Here is a 21096-nt window from a genome sequence, read left to right as displayed (position 1 = left end):
TGACCATGGCAGAACGGCTCTCGGCGGAGGCGCGCCAGCAGGCGCTCGGCGGACTTCCGGGCTGGACCGAGGTTCAGGGCCGGGATGCCATCGGGAAGACCTTTATCTTCAAGGATTTCAACGAGGCGTTCGGTTTCATGACCCGCGCCGCGCTGGCCGCCGAGAAGATGGACCACCACCCCGAATGGCGCAACGTCTACAAGACGGTGGAGGTGGTGCTGTCGACCCACGATGCCGGCGGCGTCACGGCGCTCGACGTCGCGCTGGCCAAGGCGATGAACGCCATCGCCGGCTGAGACCTTGCCGACGTCTTGCAGGGACCGGCTACATCCCCATCTTGTGATCAGCCAGGATGCGGCGGTCCGCCGCCTTGGGCTGAACGGGGAGTTTGTCGAAGATGGCTGCCGAACACAGCGTCGGTTTCGAGCCGGCCGATCGGCTCGCGGAAGATCGCGAAGGCGTGCGCCGCCGCTTCTGGCGCAAGCTGAAGCGTGTCGCCGCGCATCTGCCCTTCGCCGAAGACCTGCTTGCGGCTTATTACTGCGCGTTCGACCGGCAGACCCCGCGCCACGTCCAGGCCTCGCTGCTTGGTGCGATCGCCTATTTCGTCCTGCCGTTCGACTTCGTCGCCGACGTGATGCCGATTCTCGGCTTCGCCGATGACGCCGCCGTTCTCGCCACCGCCATCCGCATGGTCGCCGGCCACATCACGAATGAGCATCGCGAAGCCGCCCGTGCCGCGCTGAAGCGCGGCGTGGATGAGGCGGCGGAAGAAGCGGCGTAACAGCCGCCGTCTCAGCCCCACCCACCGTTGTCATTCTCCGCGAAGGCGGGGAAGCCAGTACGCCGCGGCCTCTCTGGAATGCTGGATTGCCCGCTCCTGTGCGCGATTGCGCACTACGCGGGCGATGACAGTTGTGGATGCGGCGATGGCGTCACGACACCATTCATCCTCACGGATGCAGGATCACCTTGCCCATGGCCTGGCGTCCCGCCAGCACCTTCAGCGCGTCTGCGGTCTGGGCCAGCGGGAAGGTGCGATCGACATGCGATGAAATCTTTCCTTCCGCCGTCCACTTCACGAGCTTCTCGAGGTTGGCGCGGTTCTTGGCCGGGTTGAGCCGGGTCCAGGCGCCCCAGAACACGCCGCGGATGTCGCAGCCCTTCAGCAGCGCGAGATTCAGCGGCATCTTCGGAATGTCGCCGGCGGCAAAGCCGATGACGAGGAAGCGGCCTTCCCACGCGATCGAGCGCAGCGCCTGCTCGGCGTAAGCACCGCCGACCGGATCGAAGATGATGTCGACGCCCTTGCCGCCTGTGAGCTTGCGCAGGCCTTCCTTCAGATCCTCCTTGGCGTAGTTCAGCGTCAGCTCGGCGCCATGCGCTTTGGCGAATTCGAGCTTCTCGTCCGACGAGGCGCAGGCGATCACCTTCAAACCCATCAGCTTGCCGAGTTCGCAGGCGGCCAGGCCGGTACCGCCCGCCGCGCCCAGCACGGCGAGCGTCTCGCCCGGCTTCGGGCTGGCGCGATCCTCCAGCGCATGCAGCGCGGTGCCGTAGATGATGATGATGCCGGCCGCGCGGTCGTAATCGAGATTGTCCGGGATCTTGACGATGGATGCCGCCGGCAGCGCGATCTTCTCGCGCGCGCCGTTGTGGCCGCAGGAGGCGACGACGCGATCGCCGACTTTCAGATCGGTGACGCCAGGACCGATGCTCTCGATCACGCCCGCGACCTCCGCGGCCGGCGAGAACGGGAACGGCGGCTTGATCTGGTACTTGCCCTGAATCATCAGGATGTCGAAGAAGTTCAGCGCCGCGGCCTTGAGTTGCGATCACCGCTTCGCCGGGGCCCGCCACCGGATCCGGCACCTCGGCGAGCACGAGATCGTCGGGCTGGCAATATTGCGAGCAGAGGATGGCTTTCATGGCGGCACCTGAGGGCGTTTCGAGTGGAATTATAGTTGGGCCGTTTCTGCCGGATTTAGCGCGGGCGGACAATCCGGATTCTTTGTCTGAGGCCACGTCTCGGCCTATCCTCGTATAGCGAGCAAAGCGAAGCAATCCGGGCTATTTTCGCGGCACGGACTCTGGATTGCTTCGCTGCGCTCGCAATGACGGCGTATGTGGACATAGCGAGGATTCAAACGATGTTTGAAACAGGCCTGCTCAGGGACAAGCGCATCCTCGTCACCGGCGGCGGCTCGGGTCTCGGCGCCGCGATGGGACAACGTTTCCTCACGCTCGGCGCCGAGCTCGTCATTTGCGGCCGCAAGCTCGACCGGCTGGACGCGACGGCCACGGAGATGCGCGCGCGGAGCGGCGGCAAGGTCACGACGATCGCCTGCGATATCCGCGACGGTGTCGCGGTCGACGCCATGATGGACCGAATCTGGCGCGATGCGCCGCTCGATATCCTCGTCAACAACGCTGCTGCCACGTTCATCGCACAGAGCGAGCGTCTGTCGTTCCGGGCAGCCGATGCGATCCTGGCGCCGACGCTGCATGGCGCGATGTATTGCACGCTCGCGGCCGGCAGGCGCTGGATCGAGGGCAGGCATCGCGGCGTCGTGCTCTCGATTCTCTCGACCTCGACCATCACCGGCCGCGCCTTCACGGTGCCATCGGCGATGGCGAAGTCGGCGCTGCTGGCGATGACCAGGAGCCTTGCGGTGGAATGGGGGCCGAAAGGCATCCGCACCGTCGCCATTGCGCCGGGTCCGTTCCCGACCGCGGGTGCCTCTGAGCAGCTTCGTCCCGAAGGCCGAGACGAAGGCTGGACCGCGCGCAATCCGCTGGGCCGGACCGGAGAGCATGGCGAGCTTGCCGACCTCGCCAGCTTCCTGGTCTCGGATCGTGCCGCCTACATCAACGGCGAGATGGTCGTCATCGACGGTGGCGCGCATTTGCGCAGTTCCGGCGCCGAGGATTTGCTCGGCTGGACCGAGGCGCAATGGACCGCCCAGCGTGCCGCGCGATCCAGCGGCTGACTACCGCTAACTGCCTTCCCAAATTGGACTTTCCCGGCTATCCCTGCCACGGGGACAAAGCACGGCCGGGCCATCTTCCAGTCACAATATTGAGGGAACCACTCCAGCATGTGGCGGGTGCTGATTTTAGCTTTGATGACTGGCGTGGCGGCCGGGGGAATCGCTGTCTCCGCGCAGGCGCAGACGGCGCAACCGGCGCCCAAGTCTGCGCCACATCCAAAAGAGGCACCGAAATCGGCGGCGCCGGCGGCCCCGACCAATGCGAAGGCGGCCGCAAAGCCGGAGAGCAAACCGGCGGCCCCGCCCGCTTCAGTTGCAGGGGGCGCGGAGCCGACCTTGATCGGTCAGTTCGGCACCTGGGGGGCCTATTCGGCGACGCCCAACGGCAAGAAGGTCTGCTTCGCGCTGGCCAAGCCGTCGTCGTCGAAGACCAATCCGCCGAATCGGCCGCGCGATCCCGCCTATGCCTTCGTCTCGACCCGGCCGGCCGAGAAGGTGAACAACGAAGTCTCGGTGATGATCGGCTACGCGCTGAAGCCGGGCTCGGAATCGACGGTGGAGGTCGGCGGCGCTGCTTACGCGATGTACACGCAGGGCGACGGCCTCTGGATCAAGAACGCGGCCGAGGAGGAGCGGATGGTCGAAGCCATGCGCAAATCCGCCGAGCTCGTGGTCAAGGGTGTCTCGGCCAAGGGCACCGAGACGACCGACACGTTTTCGCTGAAGGGCCTCGCCCAGGCGCTCGACAAGATCGCGCAGGATTGCAAGCGGTAAGCGCGCAGGCGTTAAGGCTGCGGGCGAGAAGGTCGCAATCGGCCGGTCCGGTTGCTATATAGGGGCGGTTCCAGATTTTCTTCCGTCATTCCGGGGCGATGCGCAGCATCGAACCCGGAATCTCGAGGTTCCGGGTTCAGCTCTTCGAGCTGCCCCGGAACGACGATGTAACCAGGTCCATTCAATGCAACCGACGACCGAGCCGCACAACGCAACATTGGTGGAGAAAACTCCACTCGAAACCTATGTGCCGCCGGCAAGGCCGTCGCTGATCGGCCTGTCGCGCACCGAGCTTGCCGATCGCCTCGGCGAGATCGGCGTCGCGCCGGCGCAGCGCAAGATGCGGGTGCAGCAGCTGTGGCACTGGCTCTATTTCCGCGGCGCCCAGAGCTTCGACGACATGACCTCGATCTCCAAGGGCATCCGCGCCGAGCTTGCCCAGCATTTCACGGTCGACCGTCCCGAGGTCGTGGCCGAGCAGATCTCCAACGACGGCACCCGCAAATGGCTGCTGCGGCTGCCGAGCGGCGACAACCTCCAGAAGGCGCATGAAGTCGAGTGCGTCTACATCCCCGAGACCGATCGCGGCACGCTTTGCGTCTCCTCGCAGGTCGGCTGCACCTTGAATTGCTCGTTCTGCCACACCGGCACGCAGCGCCTGGTGCGCAATCTCACCGCCGGCGAGATCGTCGGGCAGGTGATGGTCGCGCGCGACCGCCTGAACGATTGGGCCGACCGCGAGGACGGCACGCGCCGCGTCACCAACATCGTGATGATGGGCATGGGCGAGCCGCTCTACAATTTCGACGCGGTGCGCGATGCGCTTCTCATCGTCGGCGACAACGAAGGCATCGGCATCTCGCGCCGTCGCATCACGCTGTCGACCTCGGGCGTGGTGCCGAACATCGTGCGTGCCGGCGAGGAGATCGGCGTCATGCTCGCGATCTCGCTGCATGCGGTGCGCGACGAGCTGCGCAACGAGCTGGTGCCGCTCAACCGCAAATACCCGATCAAGGAGCTCTTGCAGGCCTGCCGCGACTATCCCGGCGCCTCCAACGCGCGGCGCATCACCTTCGAATATGTGATGCTCAAGGGCGTCAACGATTCGCTGGACGACGCGAAATTGCTGGTGAAGCTGCTCAAGGGCATTCCCGCCAAGATCAACCTGATCCCGTTCAATCCCTGGCCCGGTACCGCCTATGAGTGCTCGGACTGGGACCAGATCGAAAAATTCTCCGAATACATCTTCAACGCCGGCTATTCCTCGCCGGTGCGCACCCCGCGCGGCCGCGATATCCTCGCCGCCTGCGGCCAGCTGAAGTCGGAGACCGAGAAGCTCAGCGCACGCGAACGCCAGGCGCTGCGCGCCATGGCGATGACGGATTAGGTTGTCATGCCCGCGCTCTCGCCTCCTCGTCATTGCGAGGAGCGTAGCGACGAAGCAATCCAGACTGTCTCCGCGGAGGCATTTCTGGATTGCTTCGCGGAGCCTGTCATCGGGCCGCGCTACGCGCGGACCAGTTGGCTCGCAATGACGGCAACAGTGGCGTTCTCCGCATGTCCCTGATCGGCCGCCTCATCGTCATCTTCATCGGCTTTCTCGCCGCCTGCTTCGTCGGCGGCATGATCGTGGTCGTCGCGCTATTGTTTCCGGAGTTCGCCGATCTCGGCGCCGGTCCCGTCGATCAAGGCACGATCGACATCCTGCTCGGCTTCGGCTTCGTCTTCGTCTCGGGCTTTGCGCTGGTGCCGGCGGCGGTGATCGTCGCCATCACCGAGGCGCTCTACATCCGCAGCGCGCTTGCCTACGCCGTCGGCGGTGGCCTCGTCGGGCTTGCCTGCTATCTCGGCCTCGTCCCGTTCCACCCCGACACGTTTCAGTTCGAGGGCGTCGTGCGGCGTCACCTGGAGATCATGACCGGTGCAGGCATCGTCGCCGGTATGGTCTACTGGCTGATCGCCGGCCGCAACGCCGGCGCCTGGCGCAACCCGCCGCCCGCCCGCATGCCGCCACCGCCATTGCCGTCGAACTCACGGCCGGATGCGCGGTGAGTCTCTTACCCTCCCCTCCAGGGGAGGATGGGCACCGCCGTTGGGGTTTTCATCTCCTCCCCACTCCGCTAAACCGCGCGCCATGAACCGTACCGGACTCTTCATCGGCCTCGCGCTGTGGCTCGTGATCGGCGTCGTTTTCGGGCTCTATCCCGAGCTCGATCTCAAGCTCGCGTCGCTGTTTTTCGATCCCGCGACCAAGACGTTTCCGCTCAAGCTGAACGGCTGGGCCAGTTTTGCGCGCGACGCTGCGATGTGGGTCGCGTGGGCCTTCGTGCTGCCGTCGCTGGCGGCGCTCGTGGTCAAGATGATCAGGCCGGACCGGCCGCTGATGGTGTCGGGGCGCGCGATGGTGTTTCTGCTCGTCACCATCATCCTGTCCGCCGGCATTCTCACCAACCTCACCTTCAAGACCTATTGGGGCCGGCCGCGCCCGGTGGTGGTGACGGAGTTCGCGGGCGACCAGCAATTCGTGCCGTGGTGGGATCCGCGCGGTGGCTGCGCCCGCAACTGCTCGTTCTTCTCGGGCGAAGGCGCGACCGCGTTCTGGACGCTGGCTCCGGCCGCGCTGGCGCCGCCGCCGTGGCGGCCGCTCGCCTATGCCGCCGCCGTGGTGTTCGGCGCCTTGACCAGCGGGTTGCGGATGGCCTTCGGGGGCCACTTCTTCACCGACGTCTCGATCGCCGGCCTCGTCACCTTCGTCGTGATCTGGTTCGCCTACGCGCTGATTTACCGCTGGCCGCGGACGCGGTTTTCGGACGAGGCGGTCGATGCCGCCCTGACCCGGCTGAGCATGCCCGGCTACCGGCTCCGCCAGCGCCTGTTCGGCCGCAAGACCGGCCCCGAGCCGTCGGCTTGAGCCATTAAATGCGTGCCGATCCCTGCGAAATTTGATATTCGCGCGGTCAAGTTCGAACCTCCATCAGCCCCTTGAGACCCGATTGGAAGCCCCATGACCACGATCCTGAAAAGCCTGCCCAAGGGTGAGAAAGTCGGCATCGCTTTTTCGGGTGGCCTCGACACCTCCGCGGCGCTGCTCTGGATGAAGCAGAAGGGCGCGCGCTGCTACGCCTACACCGCCAATCTCGGCCAGCCGGACGAAGCCGATTACAACGAGATCCCGCGCAAGGCGATGGAGTTCGGCGCCGAGAAGGCGCGCCTGGTCGATTGCCGCACGCAGCTCGTCCACGAGGGCATCGCCGCGATCCAGTCCGGCGCCTTCCACGTCTCGACCGGCGGCATCACCTATTTCAACACCACGCCGCTGGGGCGCGCCGTGACCGGCACCATGCTGGTCGCGGCGATGAAGGAAGACGGCGTCAACATCTGGGGCGACGGCTCGACCTTCAAGGGCAACGACATCGAGCGCTTCTACCGTTACGGCCTGCTCACCAATCCCGGCCTGAAGATCTACAAGCCCTGGCTCGACCAGCAGTTCATCGACGAGCTCGGCGGTCGCGCCGAGATGTCGGCGTTCATGACCGCACAGGGTTTTGCCTACAAGATGAGTGCCGAGAAGGCGTATTCGACCGACAGCAATCTGCTCGGCGCCACGCATGAGGCCAAGGATCTCGAAAGCCTCGACAGCGGCATCAAGATCGTCAACCCGATCATGGGCGTGCCGTTCTGGCGCGACGACTGCGCCGTGAAGGCCGAGACGGTCGTGGTGCGTTTCGAGGAAGGCCAGCCCACGGCGCTCAACGGCCAGACCTTCGCCGATCCCGTCGCGCTGTTCCTGGAAGCCAACGCCATCGGCGGCCGCCACGGCCTCGGCATGAGCGACCAGATCGAGAACCGCATCATCGAAGCCAAGAGCCGCGGCATCTACGAGGCGCCGGGCATGGCGCTGCTGCACATCGCCTATGAGCGCCTCGTCACCGGCATCCACAACGAGGACACCATCGAGCAATACCGCATCAGCGGCATGCGCCTGGGCCGCCTGCTCTATCAGGGCCGCTGGTTCGACTCCCAGGCATTGATGCTGCGCGAGACCGCGCAGCGCTGGGTCGCGCGCGCCGTCACCGGCGAGGTCACGCTCGAACTGCGCCGCGGCAACGACTATTCGATCCTCAACACCGAGAGCCCGAACCTTACCTATGCGCCTGAAAGGCTCAGCATGGAGAAGGTCGAGGACGCCGCGTTCACGCCCGCCGACCGCATCGGCCAGCTCACCATGCGCAACCTCGACATCGCCGACACCCGCACCAAGCTGAAGCTCTACAGCGACACCGGCCTGCTCTCCGGCAGCGAAGGCTCGCAGATCTTCCGGCTGGAGAGCGACAAGGGTTGAGGCTCTCACTGTCGTAGGCGGGCAACGTCGTAGGGTGGGCAAAGGCGCGCCAGCGCCGCGCCCACCATTCCTCCGTGGCGGACAGGATCGTGGGCACGCTCCGCTTTGCCTACCCTGCGATTGCTCGTAGCCCGGATGGAGCCAACGGGGCCACGAGCTTAATGAGGGTGTCATTCTCGATCGTTACGCTTCCTATCGAAACGCGATTGCGGAGCATTGCGCATGGTCAGGACATCGGTACTCGCTTCTCTCATTGTCCTCTCTTGGACATCGTCACTGTCGGCACAGGCGATCTATCCGATCGATCGTGCCGAGGTTCTGGCCGGAGCGCGATTCGACTTCAAGGTCGAATTCCCCGGACTGGTTGATCCGGCCAAGTTGAAGATCACCGTGAACGGCGCGGATTATGCGACCGCGTTCGGCCGCGCCGGGACCTTCATCGACCGCGAGGACGGCAAGGATCAGTCGGCCCTGGTCCTGCGCGACGTCACGCTGCCCAAGCCGGGCAGCGTGACCGTGGACGTGAGCGACGGCACGCGCCAGCGCAGCGTCACATGGACGGTCTACGACACCGGTCCGCGCAAGGCGAAGAACGTCATCCTGTTCATCGGCGATGGCATGTCGCCGGCGCATCGGGTCGCCGCGCGAATCCTGTCCAAGGGAATTTCGGAGGGCAAGAGCCGCGGCAAGCTCGCCATCGACGACATGCCCCATATGGCGCTGGTGGCAACCGCAGGCTCGGATTCGATCATCACCGATTCCGCGAACTCGGCCAGCGCCTATGCGACCGGGCACAAGAGCGCCGTCAACGCCATGGGTGTCTATGCGGATCGCAGCGCGAGCCCGTTCGACGATCCCCGGGTCGAGACCATCGCCAGCCTCGCCAAACGGCAGCTCGGCATGGCGATCGGTGTCGTCACCAACACCGAGGTCGAAGACGCGACGCCGGCGGCAATGGTCGCGCATACGCGCCGCCGCGCCGCCTATGACGAAATCGTCGAGCAGTTCTTCGCGGCGAAACCGGATGTGCTGATGGGCGGGGGTAGCGCGAACTTCATGCCGAAGTCGGCCGCAGGCTCGAAACGCAAGGACGAGACCGACTACATCGCGAAGTTCCGCGATGCAGGATATCAGGTGGCGACCACCGCGGGCGAGCTCGGTGCTCTCTCGGCACGGCCGGAGACAGGCAAGCTGCTCGGCCTGTTCGCCACGGGAAACATGGACGGTGCGCTGGACCGCAAGTTCCTGAAGGGCGGCGGCGTCAAGAAATTTCCCGAGCAGCCCGATCTGACCGAGCAGGTGCAGGCTGCGCTCAAGCTGTTATCGCGGAACGAGGCCGGTTTTTTCCTGATGGTCGAATCCGGTATGATCGACAAATACGCGCATCTGCTCGATATGGAGCGGGCCGTCTACGACACGATCATGCTCGACAACGCGGTGCGCCAGACGCGTGAATGGGCGCAGGCGCACGGCGACGACACCCTCATCCTGGTGCTCGCTGACCACAATCACCCCAACAGTCTCGTCGGCACGGTGAATGACGACATGGGCACGACGCCCAACGTCGCGCTGCGCGAGCGCGTCGGCGTCTACGATCAAGCCGGATTTCCCAACTATCCGGCTCCTGATGCGGAAGGTTATCCGGCGCGCGTCGACGTGAGCCGGCGGCTCGCCATCTTCTCGGCCAGCCTGCCGGATCACTACGAGACGTTCCGACCGAAGCTCGACAATCCCAATGAGCCGACCGTCAAGGCCGGCGGTGACGGGACCTTCAAGGCCAACGACAAATATAAGGACGTCCCGGGCGCCGTGCTCCGGCCCGGCAATCTGTCGGCGATGATCGGCGCCAGCGTGCACTCGGGCGAGGACGTCATCCTGACCGCGACCGGTCCAGGCAGTGAGCGCGTGCACGGCTCGATGGACAACACCGAGGTCTTTCGTGTCATGGTCGACGCGCTGGGATTGGTTGCGGGGCAATGACGCATCGGTTCACGAGGAAGAAGGTGCCGTGAAGACCAGCTTCACACAGCTGCGGAACAGCAGAATCTGCCGTTCCAGCCGCGTCGGGTCGTTGAGAGTCTTCGACATGATGATCGCACCGTCGACCACACACGAGATCATCTCTGCGAGATCGTCGAGGTCGATCGCCTCGCGGGGCGGATAGACCGCGGCAATGCCGTCGAGGATCGCGCGGAAATGCGCATTCCAGCTCCGCACCGATTGCGCGGTCAGGTCGCGAACCTCGCGGTCGAACAGGCGCTCCTGATAGCAGATGCTGGCGATCAGGCAGCCGGGATGGCCGTTCGGCAGATCGGCCATGATCTCGGCAAGCAGTTTCAGCGAGATCAGGAATGATTGCAGCGGGTCATCGGAGAGCTCGCGTCCCCGCCTGAAGATCTCGTCGAACAGGCGATCATTCGTCTCCACGTAGCGGCGTAGCATCTCCCGTGCGAGGGCGTTCTTGTCTCTGAAGTGATAGAAAAAGCCGCTCTTGGTCAGCCCAGCCTCGGCGATGACCTCGTCGATCGAGGTCGCGCCGAAGCCCTTTGCGAGCACCGCCGCTTCCGCGATCCCGAGAATGCGCTCGCGCGTCGCTTCTCCTTTTCCCATCGATGTCTCCAAAACCGTACCGGCGGTGCGGAATTTGCTGCCGATGGCCGACGACCACCCCGAATGGATCATGCAAGTCTTTGATTTGTCTCCGCTTGCGGATGGAAGTTCAGCCGCACCACGGGGCTTCTAGAGCGACGCGACATTATGCGGCACCACAAGCCGAGACCGAAGACGGGCATGGCGCGACCGAATGACGAGAGCCGCCCGTCCAATGATGGAGCGATCAATGGCCCGATACAGACATGGTTTGCCGCAGCACCGCGGCGGCATTTTCCTGACCGACGGCGGCATGGAAACCACCCTGATCTTTCACGAGGGGCTGGAGCTGCCGCACTTCGCGGCCTTCGTGCTGCTCGACAGCGCGGATGGCCGCGCGCATTTGAAACGCTATTACGAAGCCTATCTCCGTATCGCGCGGCAGCATGGGCTCGGCTTCGTGCTCGACACTCCGACCTGGCGCGCCAACCCGGATTGGGGCGCCAAGCTCGGCTATGACGCGGCCGGTTTGGATGCCATCAACATGCGCGCCATCCGCTTCCTCGACGAATTGCGCGGAGCTTGGGAGTTCCCCGGCACGCCGTGCGTCATCAGTGGCGCGATCGGTCCGCGAGGTGACGGCTACAAGGCCGGCAACATGGACGCGGCAGAGGCGGAAGCCTACCATTCGGGCCAGATTGCGGCCTTCACCGAGGCGGGCGCCGACATGGTGACTGCGTTCACGCTGAACAGCATCAACGAAGCCGTCGGCGTCGTGCGCGCAGCCAGGAGGCAAGACATTCCGGTCGCGATCTCCTTCACGGTCGAGACCGATGGCCGCCTCGTCAGGGGAGAGTCGTTGCGCGAGGCTATCGAAGCGGTCGACGACGCAACCGAACGTGCCTGCGAATACTTCCTGATCAATTGCGCGCACCCGACCCATTTCGAGGCTGCGCTCGCGGCCGGCGAATCGTGGGTCCAGCGCATTCACGGCATCCGGGCCAATGCGTCGGCCAAGAGCCATGCCGAGCTCGACGAATCGGAGACCCTCGACAGCGGCGATCCCGTCGATCTCGGCCGCCGTTACCTCTCGCTCAGGCGCGCGTTTCCGCAGATGCAGATTCTCGGTGGCTGCTGCGGCACCGATCACCGGCACGTTGCGGCCGTTTGCGAGGCCTGCCTGCCGCCAGAGGCGATGAGTGCGTAATACATGCAAAATGAAATGGCCGGGATCTCCCCGGCCATTTGCGTTCGTGATCTCGCCTCAGCGCGGCGGCGCGGTGCCGGGCGGGGGCGGCGGCAGCGAGGCCTGGCCGCCGTTGAGCAGCGGCGTGATGTTGCGGATCGTGACGCGACGGTTGATCGCGCTCGGCCCCTGCGTCTGCTCCTTCAGGTACTGCTCGCCGTAGCCCTGCGACGTCAGGTTCTCGGCGGGCACACCGAACTGCTGCGTCAGCAGTTCGGCCGCGGATTGCGCACGACGGTCCGACAATGACAGATTGTCGACCTCGTTGCCGACCGCGTCGGTGTGGCCCTCGATCAGGAAGACCTCGCGCGGATTGCGCTGGATCGCCTGGTTGAGGCCGTCGGCGATCACCTGCAGCCGGGCCGCCTGGTCCGGCGGGATGGTCCACGATCCCGTCTCGAAGATGATCGTGTTGACGTCGATGCTCGGCATCTGCATGCGAACATTGGGGCTGTAGCGGATCTCGTCGAGCGAATAACGCCGATCGATCCGCTGTACCGGCGGCGCCACCATGGTCTGGTAGATGACGTCCGGCGACGCTTCCTGGGCGTCGACGATATAGCGATCGTAGGGGATGTTCACGACCGGCGGAGGCACGTCGACATAGAAGCCGCCGACCGCCCGCGGATCGCGGTAGGTGTTGTCGATGATGATGAGCTCGTGTCCGCGGGGATCCCTGCGGATGCGCCGCATCAGCCGACCATCGGCGCCGACGATGGTGATGATCTCGCTGCCGTCAGGACGAATCACGACCGTGCGGGTTTCCCCGCCGACCGTGTCGGTGCGGATGTCGCGTGCGCCATAGCGGAAGCGATAGAGATCGTTGCCGCGGACATAGGCCTGACCGCCCGGATCGCGGATGATGATGCGGTCCGGCTCGGTGTAGACGGTGCGGCCGCCTTCGATGGTCTCGCGTCGCTGGTTGTGGAGGTCGGCGATGGTGGCGCCGATCACGGCGCCGGCCACCACGCCTGCACCGATCGCGAGCGGCGTCAGGTCACGCTGCGGCGGACGCGGCGGCGGCGGCAGCGGCGCTGCGACCGTCGGCGCGGACCGGAAGGCCGGCGCAATCGTCGGCGGCCTGTATTGTGCCCTGTCGGGCGGCGGCGCTGCGGCGGCCGAACCGGGGACGACCGATGGCGCTGCGGCGCCGGCGGGAGGTGCCGGCGGCCGCGGCGGGGCGCCAGCCTGCGGTGCTGCGGGCGGAGTTCCGGCAGCCGGCGCACCAGCAGGAGGCGTTGCGCCTTGCTGGCCGGGGGTCGGCGTCGCAGTCGGCGCCGGGGTCGCGCCGGGCGCAGGTGTCGGTGCTGCACCCGGGCGCCCGGGCGGGGGCGTCGGCGTAGCACCAGGAGAAGGCGTCGCAGTCGGCGCGGGCGTGGCACCGGGAGCCGGTGATCCTGCCGGAGGAGGCGCACCGGGACGACCGGGCGGCGGTGTGCCGGGGCGGCCGGCCGGTGCCGCACCAGGCGTGCTGCCCGGCGTCGGCGTTGCGGTCGGCGCCGGTGTTGTCGTCGGCGCGGGTGTCGCAGTCGGTGCGGGCGTGGCGGTCGGCGCCGGCGCTCCCGGTCGTGCGGCCGGCGCTGCCGGCGCGGGCGAAGGCGTCGCCGTAGGTGCCGGCGCAGGACGGCCCTGAGGAGCTGCTGCGGGAGGCGGAGCCGGGGGAGTCGGAGCGGGGCGCGCGCCGGACGGTGCCGGCGGCGGCGTGGGCGCATGCTGCTGCGGTGCCGCAGCCGGGGGCGGCGATGGCTGTTTCGGTGCGGCAGCAGGCGGCGGCGGCGGCGGAGCCGGGCGTGCCGCAGGCGGCGGTGTCGGGGCATGCTGCTGCGGAGCCGCGGCCGGGGGTGGCGACGGCTGTTTCGGTGCGGCAGCAGGCGGTGGCGGCGGCGGCGGGGGGCCGGGCGGGCTGCAGGCGGCGGGGCAGGTGGCGGCGGTGGAGCCGGGCGGGCCGCAGGCGGCGGAGGTGGCGGCGGCGGGGCCGGACGGGCCGCAGGTGGCGGGGGGAGGCGGTGGTGGCGCGGCCGGGCGCGGCGGTGCGGCCGCGGGCGGCGGTGGGGCGGGCGGAGGTGCAGCCGCGGGCGGCGGTGCGGCGGGCCGCGGGGGCGCGGCTGGCGGGGGCGCGGCTGGCGGTGCCGCTGCTGGCGGTCCCTTCGGCGGCTGCTTCGGTTTTCCGTCAGGGCCCGCGTCTTGCGGCTGGGCCTGCGCGAGCACGAGCGGCGGCGCACTTTGCGCTTGCGATGCAGAGCTTGCGAATTGCATCGCGGTCAGAGCCGTCGTCGCAAGCAGCACGAAACGAAGATTGGTCATGGTGGCGAACTTCCCCGGAAGGTTCTTTGACGAAGTGTGTTTGATGAACGGCTACGCGTTAGGCCGGATTGTGGCGGGCGAAGCGGTCGCGGCCCGATTTATTTCTGCACGGAAATCGACTCATTATGATGACGTTCATTGCGCATTCAGACGCAGGTTGCAATCGCCACACATGCGATGCCACCTCATGCGCGATCCTGCGGTGAACTTGCATCCGTCGCAGGATTGGGCGTGAGCGGGCCGTTCGGTCCGCGCGATGGAATCTCTTCAGGCATGCGGCCAGGCAATTCGTCGGGCCGCGGGGATTCGCCGGGCTCGCGCACCGGCGGCGCGATTTCGGGCTCCGGATTGCCGGGCGGAATTCCCGGCGGCGGCTCGGTCGGCGTGCCCGGTGTCGAGGGTGGAATCTCGGGGGGCTCGATCGGCATCACATCGTGACCTTGCGGTTCTCTCCGATGTCGGGCCGCGTGTTCGTCACCGCCGCCGCAGCCATCTTCACATAGGAGATCACAGTGCCCGGCGAATCCCAGAACTCGGCGTCGTCGGGCGTCACCTTGAGCACGCGGATGTTGGGGTCCTCGGCACTGTCCCACCATGCTTTCGCCGGCGTCGAGAACAGCTCCTTGATCTTCGCGCGGTCGTTGGAGACGACGGCCGTACCGGTCAGCGAGACATACTTCTGACTGCCGGCATCCGCGAACGACAGGTTGATCGAGGGATTGCGTGCGATCTCCTCGTCCTTGTGGCGTCGTGCGTCGGTGAGGAAGAAGATCGTGTTCGCCTCGCGGTCGAGATAAGCGCTCATCGGTCGCGCGCGCAGCTTGTCGCCGTCGCGCGTCACCAGCATCGCAAACCCGATCTTTTTCATCAGATCCCAGGCGCGATCGACGTCGCGGTCATTGTCGTTGGCCATGCCGTGTTCCTTGTTGCAAGCAACGATAACGGCCCGCGAGATACGAGGTTCCGGCAGGAACCCGGCTATTCCGGCGCGTGGCAGACCGCCTCGATGTTGTGGCCATCGGGGTCGAGCACGAAGGCGCCGTAATAGCTCGGATGGTAATGCGGGCGGATGCCGGGCGGGCCATTGTCGCGTCCGCCGGCCGCGATCGCCGCCTTGTAGAACGCATCCACCGTGGCGCGATCTTCAGCACGAATGGCGATATGCACGGGCTTGTTCATGGCGCCTTCCGCGCCGAACCAGAAGTCGGGCTTGCCGTCGGCGCCGAAGCCCGCGGCCGCAGCGTGCCCGGTCTGCTCGGCCGTCACTTCCATGATCAGGCCGTAGCCGAGCGGCGCCAGCGCCTTGGTGTAGAACGCCTTCGCGCGCTCGTAGTCGGAGACGGAAAAACCCAAATGGTCGATCATCGCTAGCTCCGTTGTTCGTTTCTCGTCAGCGCGACAGGAACGTATTGCTTCGTGTCTTGCGCACGATCGCAAAGCCGCGCGCGACCATGTCGGCGATACAATCCTGCTGCCATTCGTCTTGCGACAGGTGCTCGATCACCACCGCGCGCGGCCACAGCGACGGCGGCGCGTCGCGGAAGAAGCCGATCAGCACGCGGTCTTCAAAACCCTCGACGTCGATCTTGAGCGAATCGATCTGGGTGACGCCGGCCTCGTCGAGGATGCGCGTCAGCCGCAGCGACGGCACCTTGATCGCGTCGGCGCCGGCGGTGCCGGTGACGACATGGGTGGCGCCGAGATTGCCGCCGCCGCTCTCGATCATCAACTCGCCGTCGCTGTCGCCGGCCGCGGCCTGCACCAGGCGCACCTGCGCAGCCTTGGATGCGGCTTGATTGAACGAGAGCCGAGCAAATGTCAGCGGATGCGGCTCGATCGCGATCACCTTGCCCGTGCCGCCGACCTGTCGCGCCATCACCAATGCAAACGTGCCGACATTGGCGCCGACGTCGACGAAGGTGCCACCCGAAGGGGTGTGCTGGCGCAGGAAGTCGAGCTCGTCGAGATTGTAATCGGGATTGAACAATGCGCCGCGCTCGGTCGCGCTGCCCTGGTGATAGAGCCGGAACGAGGCGCCCTGATATTGCACGTCGACGGGGCCACTCCGCAGCAGGTTGACCAGCCGCGACATCCACGGCCGGAATGCGCCGCGCTTCAGCCCCGATTGCGTCGCGAGGCGGATGATCGCGGCCTGCGCCGCGTTCGGCGCAAACGCGCCGAACGGCGCGGACGAAGGGGCATTGTCGGGCGTCAAGCAGCAGATCCTCATTGCAGGCGGCGCATGCATAGCCGGTTTTGCGGAGGACTCCAACGCTCGATGCGGGCCGCAACTTCGGTGTCGTCCCCGCGAAGGCGGAGACCCATAGCCCCAGGGAGCAGTTTGACGCGAGATGCCCACTCCGGGTCTCCGCCAAATTTCTCCCTGTGGGTATGGATTCCGGATCTGCGCGCGCTTGTGGCGCGCTGGTCCGGGATGACGGAGAAAGTGTGCTACGCCGCCTTCTTCGGCGCCTTGCGCTGCCGCAGGAATCGGCCGAGCAGCCGGCGCTTGCCCTTGCGCGGGATCAGGGCGATGTCGCTGACGAGCTTGGCGCCGCCCTTGCGCCGCTCCAGCACGATCTTGCGGCTGTGGAAGGCTTCCAGCTCGGCGCGATGCGCGACGCTGACGATGGTCGCCTTCGGCAGCTCGTCGGTGACCATCTTCATCATCTTGTCCTGGCTCTTTTCGTCGAGCGCCGAGGTCGCCTCGTCGAGCACGACGATGTCGGGGTTGTGCAGCAGGAGCCGCGCGAAGGCGAGGCGCTGCTTCTCGCCCCCGACAGCGTCTGGTCCCAGGGACCTTCCTCCTCGATCTTCTCCTTGAGATGATCCAGCCCGACCTTGTGCAGGGCTTCGCCGATCTCGTCCACGGTCCAGTGATCGGCGGCGCCGGGATAGGCGACGGCGCGGCGCAGCGATCCCGAGGGCACGTAAGGCCGCTGCGGCAGCATGAACAGCCGCCGGTCGGGATGGAAATTCACGCTGCCGCCGCCCCAGGGCCAGAGGCCTGCGATGGCACGCACCAGCGTGCTCTTGCCGGTGCCGGATTCGCCGGCCACCAGCAGCCGCTCGCCGGGCTCGATCACCACTTCGGTCTCGCCGACCACCGCGGTGCCGTCATCCAGCGTGACCGAGAGATCCTTCATCTCCAGCATGGCGTCGTTGCGCGTCTCGCCGCGCTTGATGCGGCCGAGACCATCGCCCTGCTCGGCGCGCTCGAGGCCGTCGAGCGACATCATCAGCGAGGCGATGCGGCGCGCGCAGGCGTTCCAGTCGGCGAGGCGCGGATAATTGTCGACCAGCCAGCCGAACGCACTCTGCACGATGGTGAAGGCGGAGGCCGCCTGCATCACCTGCCCCAGCGTCATGCTGCCGTCGAGGAATTTCGGCGCGCAGAGCAGGAGAGGGACCACGGGTGCAACGAGGCTCGAGCCCTGCGACACCAGCGTGGTGCGCATATGCTGACCCGCGAGCCGTGCCCATTGCCGGATCACGCTGGTGAAGTTGCGGTCGATGCCGTCGCGCTCCTCCTCCTCGCCGCCGAGCAGCGCGATGCTCTCGCCGTTCTCGCGCACGCGCGTCAGCGTGTACCGGAAATCGGCTTCGGCCTGGTTCTTGTCCTCGGACACCTGTACGAAGCGGCGGCCGATCACCAGGATGGAGCTCGAGGCAATTGCGGCATAGAGCATCGCGGCTATCACGAGGAAGCCCGGAATGGTGATGCTCGTGCCGCCGAACGTGACGGTGAGCGCGCCGCCGATGGTCCAGAGCACGACGATGAAGGTCGCCGCCGACAGCAGCGCCGAGGTGACGCCGGCGAGGAAATCGACCGGGGAATCGGTCGCGATGCGCAGATCTTCCGCGATCCGGTATTCGGGGTTTTGGTGATCGCCGCCGACGAGATTGAGCTGGTAGTAGCGTCCGTTGGCGAGCCACCGCGTCAGCACGCTCGCCGTCAGCCAGGCCCGCCAGCGCCGCTGGATGCCCATCCGCGCGAACACCTGCGCGACGCCGAGCACGATGCTGCCGATTGCGAGCGGGAAGAACACCGCGGTGAGATGGAAGACGGATCCCGCATCGCGCTTCTCGATCGCATCGAAAATCGCGCGGTTCCAGACATTGATGCCGTACTGGAAGCCGACGGTGAGAACGATCAAGAGGCCGAGGCCGATCGAGTACGGCCAGGCGAGGCGATCGCCGTTGCGTCCCCAGAAGCCGCGCGCACTTATCCAGAACCGCGCCAGCAGGTAATCCTTGCGGGCCTGCTCGGCCTCCTCGGGCGAGAGCTCCGGATCAGGCTCGAGCAGCTCCGGCGGCGGCGGTTCGACCTCGTCGCCGTTCTCGCCCTTGATTCCGACGATCGGCGGCTTGTGCTGTTCGCGCTTGGCGGCCGGCTTGTTCATGCGCGGACAACGCGAGACAAATCAACCGGTTCCCTCGGGTTCCACGGAGCGGTCTATTCGGCGGCACCGTCCCTGACCCGCCGGATCCGGGCGGCGCGATGCAGAACGCGCGACAATTCCTCGATCGAATAGGGCTTCTGCACCAGATCGAAGCCGCCCGCGCCCTCTTGCGACAGAGCCTGGCTGTAGCCCGTGGTCAGCACGACCGGCACGTCGATGCCGCGCTCGCAGATGGCCTGCGCCAGATCGAGCCCGGTCATTCCGGGCATCACCACGTCCGAGAACACGACGTCGAAGCGGTCCGCATCGAGGACGAGCTCCGCGAGCGCATCGGTTGCATTGTCGACCAGCGTGATGCTGTAGCCGAGCTCGGTAAGGCCATCGGCGGCGAAATTGGCAAGCTCGATATTGTCCTCGACCACCAGCACCGACATGCCGTTGCCTGCCACCGCCGGCGCCGTGTTGGGCGCCTGCCGCTGCGGCAGCAGCTCGGGCGGTACGCGCGGTAGATAGAGCGAGAAGGTGCTGCCGTGTCCCACCTCGCTGGTGACCGTCACCTCGCCGCCGGATTGCCGGGCGAAGCCGAACACCTGGGACAGGCCAAGGCCGGTGCCGTGACCGACCTGCTTGGTGGTGAAGAAGGGCTCGAAGATGCGTCCCAATCGGGCGGCGGGAATGCCGATGCCGGTGTCGCTGACGGTGACGCTGACGAAGCCGAGGTTGGTTGAGGTCGGGCTGCCCAAATTCTGGCCACCCGCGCCGGCCAACGTGTCCGGAACGGTGGTCGTGGGCTCGACCTTGAAGGTGATCCTGCCCTTGCCCTGCATGGCGTCGCGCGCATTGGTCGCCATGTTGATCAGCGCCGTCTCGAACTGGCCGGCGTCGGCACGGACGAGGCAGGGCTCGGTGGGCAGGCGCATGGCGATCTCGATGGCCGGTCCCAGCAGAGGCGCCAGCATGTCGCGCAGCGACTGCATCCGTTCGCCGACGTCGAACACCTCCGGCTTCAGGGTCTGACGCCGCGCAAAGGCGAGCAGCTGCGAGGTCAGCTTGGCCGCGCGGGCCACCGCGTCCGCAATGGCCGTGATGTAGCGCTGGCGCCGCTCCTCCGTCAGCTGCGGCCGGTTGAGCAGGTCGACGGAGGCGCGGATCACCGTCAGCAGATTGTTGAAATCGTGCGCGACGCCGCCGGTGAGCTGTCCGAGCGCCTCCAGACGCTGGCTGTGCTTGAGCGCCTCCTCGGCCTCGCGCCGCTTGGCGGCTTCGGCCTGAATTTGCTGGGTGCGCCGCAACGCCAGCGCCAGCAGCAGAAACAGCAGCGCGGTGGCGGGAAGGCCGAACACCAGATGCTGGCCTATCGTGCTCAGCCAGCGCGCGCGGATCGCTGAGGTCTCGAGCCCGGCGCTGACATAGATCGGATATTCCGCGACGCGCCGGTAGCCGATTCGGCGCTCGATCCCGTCGGACGGCCAGGCGATGGTGATGAGGCCGTGCTCGGGGCGCGCCGCGATCTCCCGGCCGACCGGTCCGGTCGGATCGAGCCTGATGTCGCGGTCGAGCCGCGGGAAATGCGTGAGCATCGCGCCGTCGGTGCGGCCCATCGCGAAGAAGCTGCCGGGATCCGATCCGATGCGGGCGTAGAAGCTCTCGAAATATTCCGGCAGGACCGAGGCCTGGATCACCCCGATGAAACGGCCGTCGTCGGAATCGCGGCGACGGCTCACCCCGAAGAAGCGCGCGCCCTGATAGGGCGGACGCGGCGTCAGCGCCGCGCCGATGAACGTGCCGATGGCCTGGTCGACATGGGCGTAGAAATAGTCGCGGTCGGCGAAGCTCAGCTCCGGCGGCGGCGAGACGAGGCTGTTGACCAGCGCCTTTCCGTCCGCGTCGAAGATCCAGGCCGATTTCAGCTGCGGCAGTGCGTCGGTCAGCCGCTTCAGGCGGCGGTGCAGCGCCGGCTCGCGCGCGCGGATGGTGTCGTCGGACAGGCCGCGGACCACCTCGTTGAGCTCGGCCAGGCTGCGATCGATGGTCTCGAACACCTTGAGCGCGTGCTCATGCGCGACGTCGAGCGTGCGCTCGATCTCCCGGTCGGCGACGTCCCTGGTCGAGCTGTAGGAGATGCTGGCCGCGATCACGAACAGCGCAACCGGCAGCGCCAGGGATGCCGCCATCATCCACTGCAACAGCCTCAGCGAGTTGCGTTGCGCCCTCTGCACAGTCGCTCCGTCCCTGACTGAAACTTAGCTGAATTTCGTCCCCGAAAGGAAGCCGCCTTATGGCAATAACCAATGGTTGCAATATCATCAATTCTCGTGCAACTGAGGTGGTAGGGATTCTGCTCAAATTTTCACCGATGTTGGTGTGTGTCATTCAACTCCAACGTCCTTGGGTGGACTGTCCATCCCGCTGGCGTCACAATGACGGGAACTGAAGTCGAGTCGCGCT

Annotated in this window: 18 protein-coding genes and 2 pseudogenes; 11 read left to right on the top strand and 9 right to left on the bottom strand. The window is 66.3% G+C overall.

Annotated elements, in window-relative coordinates; genetic code table 11:
- Nucleotides 1-5: 5 nt before the first annotated feature.
- Together ACETMP_RS23200 and ACETMP_RS23195 are read left to right on the top strand one after the other, a co-directional pair.
- On the top strand, nucleotides 6-296 hold the full coding sequence (locus ACETMP_RS23200) for a 4a-hydroxytetrahydrobiopterin dehydratase (RefSeq protein WP_375158018.1): 291 nt from the start codon (nucleotides 6-8) through the stop codon (nucleotides 294-296).
- A gap of 101 nt (nucleotides 297-397) precedes the next feature.
- Nucleotides 398-784 (top strand): YkvA family protein, encoded by a 387-nt coding sequence (locus ACETMP_RS23195; protein WP_375158017.1) that lies wholly within the window; start codon nucleotides 398-400, stop codon nucleotides 782-784.
- A gap of 169 nt (nucleotides 785-953) precedes the next feature.
- Here the strand turns inward: ACETMP_RS23195 and ACETMP_RS23190 are convergent.
- Nucleotides 954-1929: pseudogene (locus tag ACETMP_RS23190) on the bottom strand (NADPH:quinone oxidoreductase family protein).
- A 221-nt stretch (nucleotides 1930-2150) separates the two neighbouring features.
- Here ACETMP_RS23190 and ACETMP_RS23185 point away from each other — a divergent pair.
- The 7 genes from ACETMP_RS23185 (at nucleotide 2151) to ACETMP_RS23155 (ending at nucleotide 10086) form a co-directional block, all read left to right on the top strand.
- Nucleotides 2151-2990: an SDR family oxidoreductase gene (locus ACETMP_RS23185; protein ID WP_375158016.1), complete on the top strand. Its 840-nt coding sequence runs from the start codon at nucleotides 2151-2153 to the stop codon at nucleotides 2988-2990.
- Between the two features lie 108 nt (nucleotides 2991-3098).
- A complete protein-coding gene (locus ACETMP_RS23180) occupies nucleotides 3099-3764 on the top strand; it encodes an invasion associated locus B family protein (protein ID WP_375158015.1) in 666 nt (221 codons plus the stop codon).
- A gap of 184 nt (nucleotides 3765-3948) precedes the next feature.
- Nucleotides 3949-5151 (top strand): 23S rRNA (adenine(2503)-C(2))-methyltransferase RlmN, encoded by a 1203-nt coding sequence (gene rlmN, locus ACETMP_RS23175; protein WP_375158014.1) that lies wholly within the window; start codon nucleotides 3949-3951, stop codon nucleotides 5149-5151.
- 170 nt (nucleotides 5152-5321) lie between these two features.
- Nucleotides 5322-5816: a hypothetical protein gene (locus tag ACETMP_RS23170; RefSeq protein WP_375158013.1), complete on the top strand. Its 495-nt coding sequence runs from the start codon at nucleotides 5322-5324 to the stop codon at nucleotides 5814-5816.
- 82 nt (nucleotides 5817-5898) lie between these two features.
- Nucleotides 5899-6675, top strand: coding sequence for a phosphatase PAP2 family protein (locus ACETMP_RS23165; protein ID WP_375158012.1), 777 nt, complete (start codon nucleotides 5899-5901; stop codon nucleotides 6673-6675).
- A 93-nt stretch (nucleotides 6676-6768) separates the two neighbouring features.
- Entirely contained in the window at nucleotides 6769-8106 is a 1338-nt protein-coding gene (gene argG / locus ACETMP_RS23160; protein ID WP_375158011.1) for an argininosuccinate synthase, read from the top strand.
- 222 nt (nucleotides 8107-8328) lie between these two features.
- A complete protein-coding gene (locus tag ACETMP_RS23155) occupies nucleotides 8329-10086 on the top strand; it encodes an alkaline phosphatase (RefSeq protein ID WP_375158010.1) in 1758 nt (585 codons plus the stop codon).
- Nucleotides 10087-10095: 9 nt separating this feature from the next.
- On the opposite strand, the gene ACETMP_RS23150 is transcribed toward ACETMP_RS23155, so the two are convergent.
- Complete coding sequence (locus ACETMP_RS23150; RefSeq protein ID WP_375158009.1) at nucleotides 10096-10716, bottom strand: TetR/AcrR family transcriptional regulator; 621 nt, start codon at nucleotides 10714-10716, stop codon at nucleotides 10096-10098.
- A 229-nt stretch (nucleotides 10717-10945) separates the two neighbouring features.
- Between ACETMP_RS23150 and ACETMP_RS23145 the strand changes: the two genes are divergently transcribed.
- Complete coding sequence (locus tag ACETMP_RS23145; protein WP_375158008.1) at nucleotides 10946-11902, top strand: homocysteine S-methyltransferase family protein; 957 nt, start codon at nucleotides 10946-10948, stop codon at nucleotides 11900-11902.
- Nucleotides 11903-11959: 57 nt separating this feature from the next.
- Here ACETMP_RS23145 and ACETMP_RS23140 read toward each other — a convergent pair whose 3' ends face one another.
- Nucleotides 11960-12910 carry an OmpA family protein gene (locus ACETMP_RS23140; protein WP_375158007.1) on the bottom strand — a complete coding sequence of 317 codons (951 nt, stop codon included), beginning with the start codon at nucleotides 12908-12910 and terminating at the stop codon, nucleotides 11960-11962.
- Between ACETMP_RS23140 and ACETMP_RS23135 the strand changes: the two genes are divergently transcribed.
- Nucleotides 12879-13574, top strand: coding sequence for a hypothetical protein (locus ACETMP_RS23135; RefSeq protein ID WP_375158006.1), 696 nt, complete (start codon nucleotides 12879-12881; stop codon nucleotides 13572-13574). The genes ACETMP_RS23140 and ACETMP_RS23135 overlap by 32 nt on opposite strands.
- A gap of 856 nt (nucleotides 13575-14430) precedes the next feature.
- Here the strand turns inward: ACETMP_RS23135 and ACETMP_RS23130 are convergent.
- The 6 genes and pseudogenes from ACETMP_RS23130 to ACETMP_RS23105 form a co-directional block, all read right to left on the bottom strand.
- Entirely contained in the window at nucleotides 14431-14673 is a 243-nt protein-coding gene (locus tag ACETMP_RS23130) for a hypothetical protein (protein ID WP_028133340.1), read from the bottom strand.
- Entirely contained in the window at nucleotides 14673-15158 is a 486-nt protein-coding gene (locus tag ACETMP_RS23125; RefSeq protein ID WP_375158005.1) for a pyridoxamine 5'-phosphate oxidase family protein, read from the bottom strand. The genes ACETMP_RS23130 and ACETMP_RS23125 overlap by 1 nt, the downstream gene beginning before the upstream one ends.
- Before the next feature lie 65 nt (nucleotides 15159-15223).
- A complete protein-coding gene (locus ACETMP_RS23120; RefSeq protein ID WP_375158004.1) occupies nucleotides 15224-15610 on the bottom strand; it encodes a VOC family protein in 387 nt (128 codons plus the stop codon).
- A gap of 25 nt (nucleotides 15611-15635) precedes the next feature.
- Nucleotides 15636-16460, bottom strand: a complete 825-nt coding sequence (locus tag ACETMP_RS23115) for an FkbM family methyltransferase (RefSeq protein WP_375158003.1) — start codon at nucleotides 16458-16460, stop codon at nucleotides 15636-15638.
- Nucleotides 16461-16696: 236 nt separating this feature from the next.
- Nucleotides 16697-18648, bottom strand: a pseudogene (locus tag ACETMP_RS23110) (ABC transporter ATP-binding protein/permease).
- Nucleotides 18649-18701: 53 nt separating this feature from the next.
- On the bottom strand, nucleotides 18702-20867 hold the full coding sequence (locus tag ACETMP_RS23105; RefSeq protein ID WP_375158002.1) for an ATP-binding protein: 2166 nt from the start codon (nucleotides 20865-20867) through the stop codon (nucleotides 18702-18704).
- Between the last annotated feature and the right edge of the window lie 229 nt (nucleotides 20868-21096).

The sequence above is a fragment of the Bradyrhizobium dasycarpum genome, from assembly GCF_042019905.1.
GTDB lineage: Bacteria > Pseudomonadota > Alphaproteobacteria > Rhizobiales > Xanthobacteraceae > Bradyrhizobium > Bradyrhizobium japonicum_B.
This window is presented reverse-complemented; position numbering and strand designations above follow the sequence as displayed.

Excerpts from the sequence above, each read along its gene's own strand:
- ACETMP_RS23200 (WP_375158018.1), top strand. The coding sequence starts at position 6 with ATGGCAGAACGGCTCTCGGCGGAGGCGCGCCAGCAGGCGCTCGGCGGA.
- ACETMP_RS23195 (WP_375158017.1), top strand. The coding sequence starts at position 398 with ATGGCTGCCGAACACAGCGTCGGTTTCGAGCCGGCCGATCGGCTCGCG.
- ACETMP_RS23185 (WP_375158016.1), top strand. The coding sequence starts at position 2,151 with ATGTTTGAAACAGGCCTGCTCAGGGACAAGCGCATCCTCGTCACCGGC.
- ACETMP_RS23180 (WP_375158015.1), top strand. The coding sequence starts at position 3,099 with ATGTGGCGGGTGCTGATTTTAGCTTTGATGACTGGCGTGGCGGCCGGG.
- rlmN (WP_375158014.1), top strand. The coding sequence starts at position 3,949 with ATGCAACCGACGACCGAGCCGCACAACGCAACATTGGTGGAGAAAACT.
- ACETMP_RS23170 (WP_375158013.1), top strand. The coding sequence starts at position 5,322 with ATGTCCCTGATCGGCCGCCTCATCGTCATCTTCATCGGCTTTCTCGCC.
- ACETMP_RS23165 (WP_375158012.1), top strand. The coding sequence starts at position 5,899 with ATGAACCGTACCGGACTCTTCATCGGCCTCGCGCTGTGGCTCGTGATC.
- argG (WP_375158011.1), top strand. The coding sequence starts at position 6,769 with ATGACCACGATCCTGAAAAGCCTGCCCAAGGGTGAGAAAGTCGGCATC.
- ACETMP_RS23155 (WP_375158010.1), top strand. The coding sequence starts at position 8,329 with ATGGTCAGGACATCGGTACTCGCTTCTCTCATTGTCCTCTCTTGGACA.
- ACETMP_RS23150 (WP_375158009.1), bottom strand. The coding sequence starts at position 10,716 with ATGGGAAAAGGAGAAGCGACGCGCGAGCGCATTCTCGGGATCGCGGAA.
- ACETMP_RS23145 (WP_375158008.1), top strand. The coding sequence starts at position 10,946 with ATGGCCCGATACAGACATGGTTTGCCGCAGCACCGCGGCGGCATTTTC.
- ACETMP_RS23135 (WP_375158006.1), top strand. The coding sequence starts at position 12,879 with ATGGTGGCGCCGATCACGGCGCCGGCCACCACGCCTGCACCGATCGCG.
- ACETMP_RS23130 (WP_028133340.1), bottom strand. The coding sequence starts at position 14,673 with ATGCCGATCGAGCCCCCCGAGATTCCACCCTCGACACCGGGCACGCCG.
- ACETMP_RS23125 (WP_375158005.1), bottom strand. The coding sequence starts at position 15,158 with ATGGCCAACGACAATGACCGCGACGTCGATCGCGCCTGGGATCTGATG.
- ACETMP_RS23120 (WP_375158004.1), bottom strand. The coding sequence starts at position 15,610 with ATGATCGACCATTTGGGTTTTTCCGTCTCCGACTACGAGCGCGCGAAG.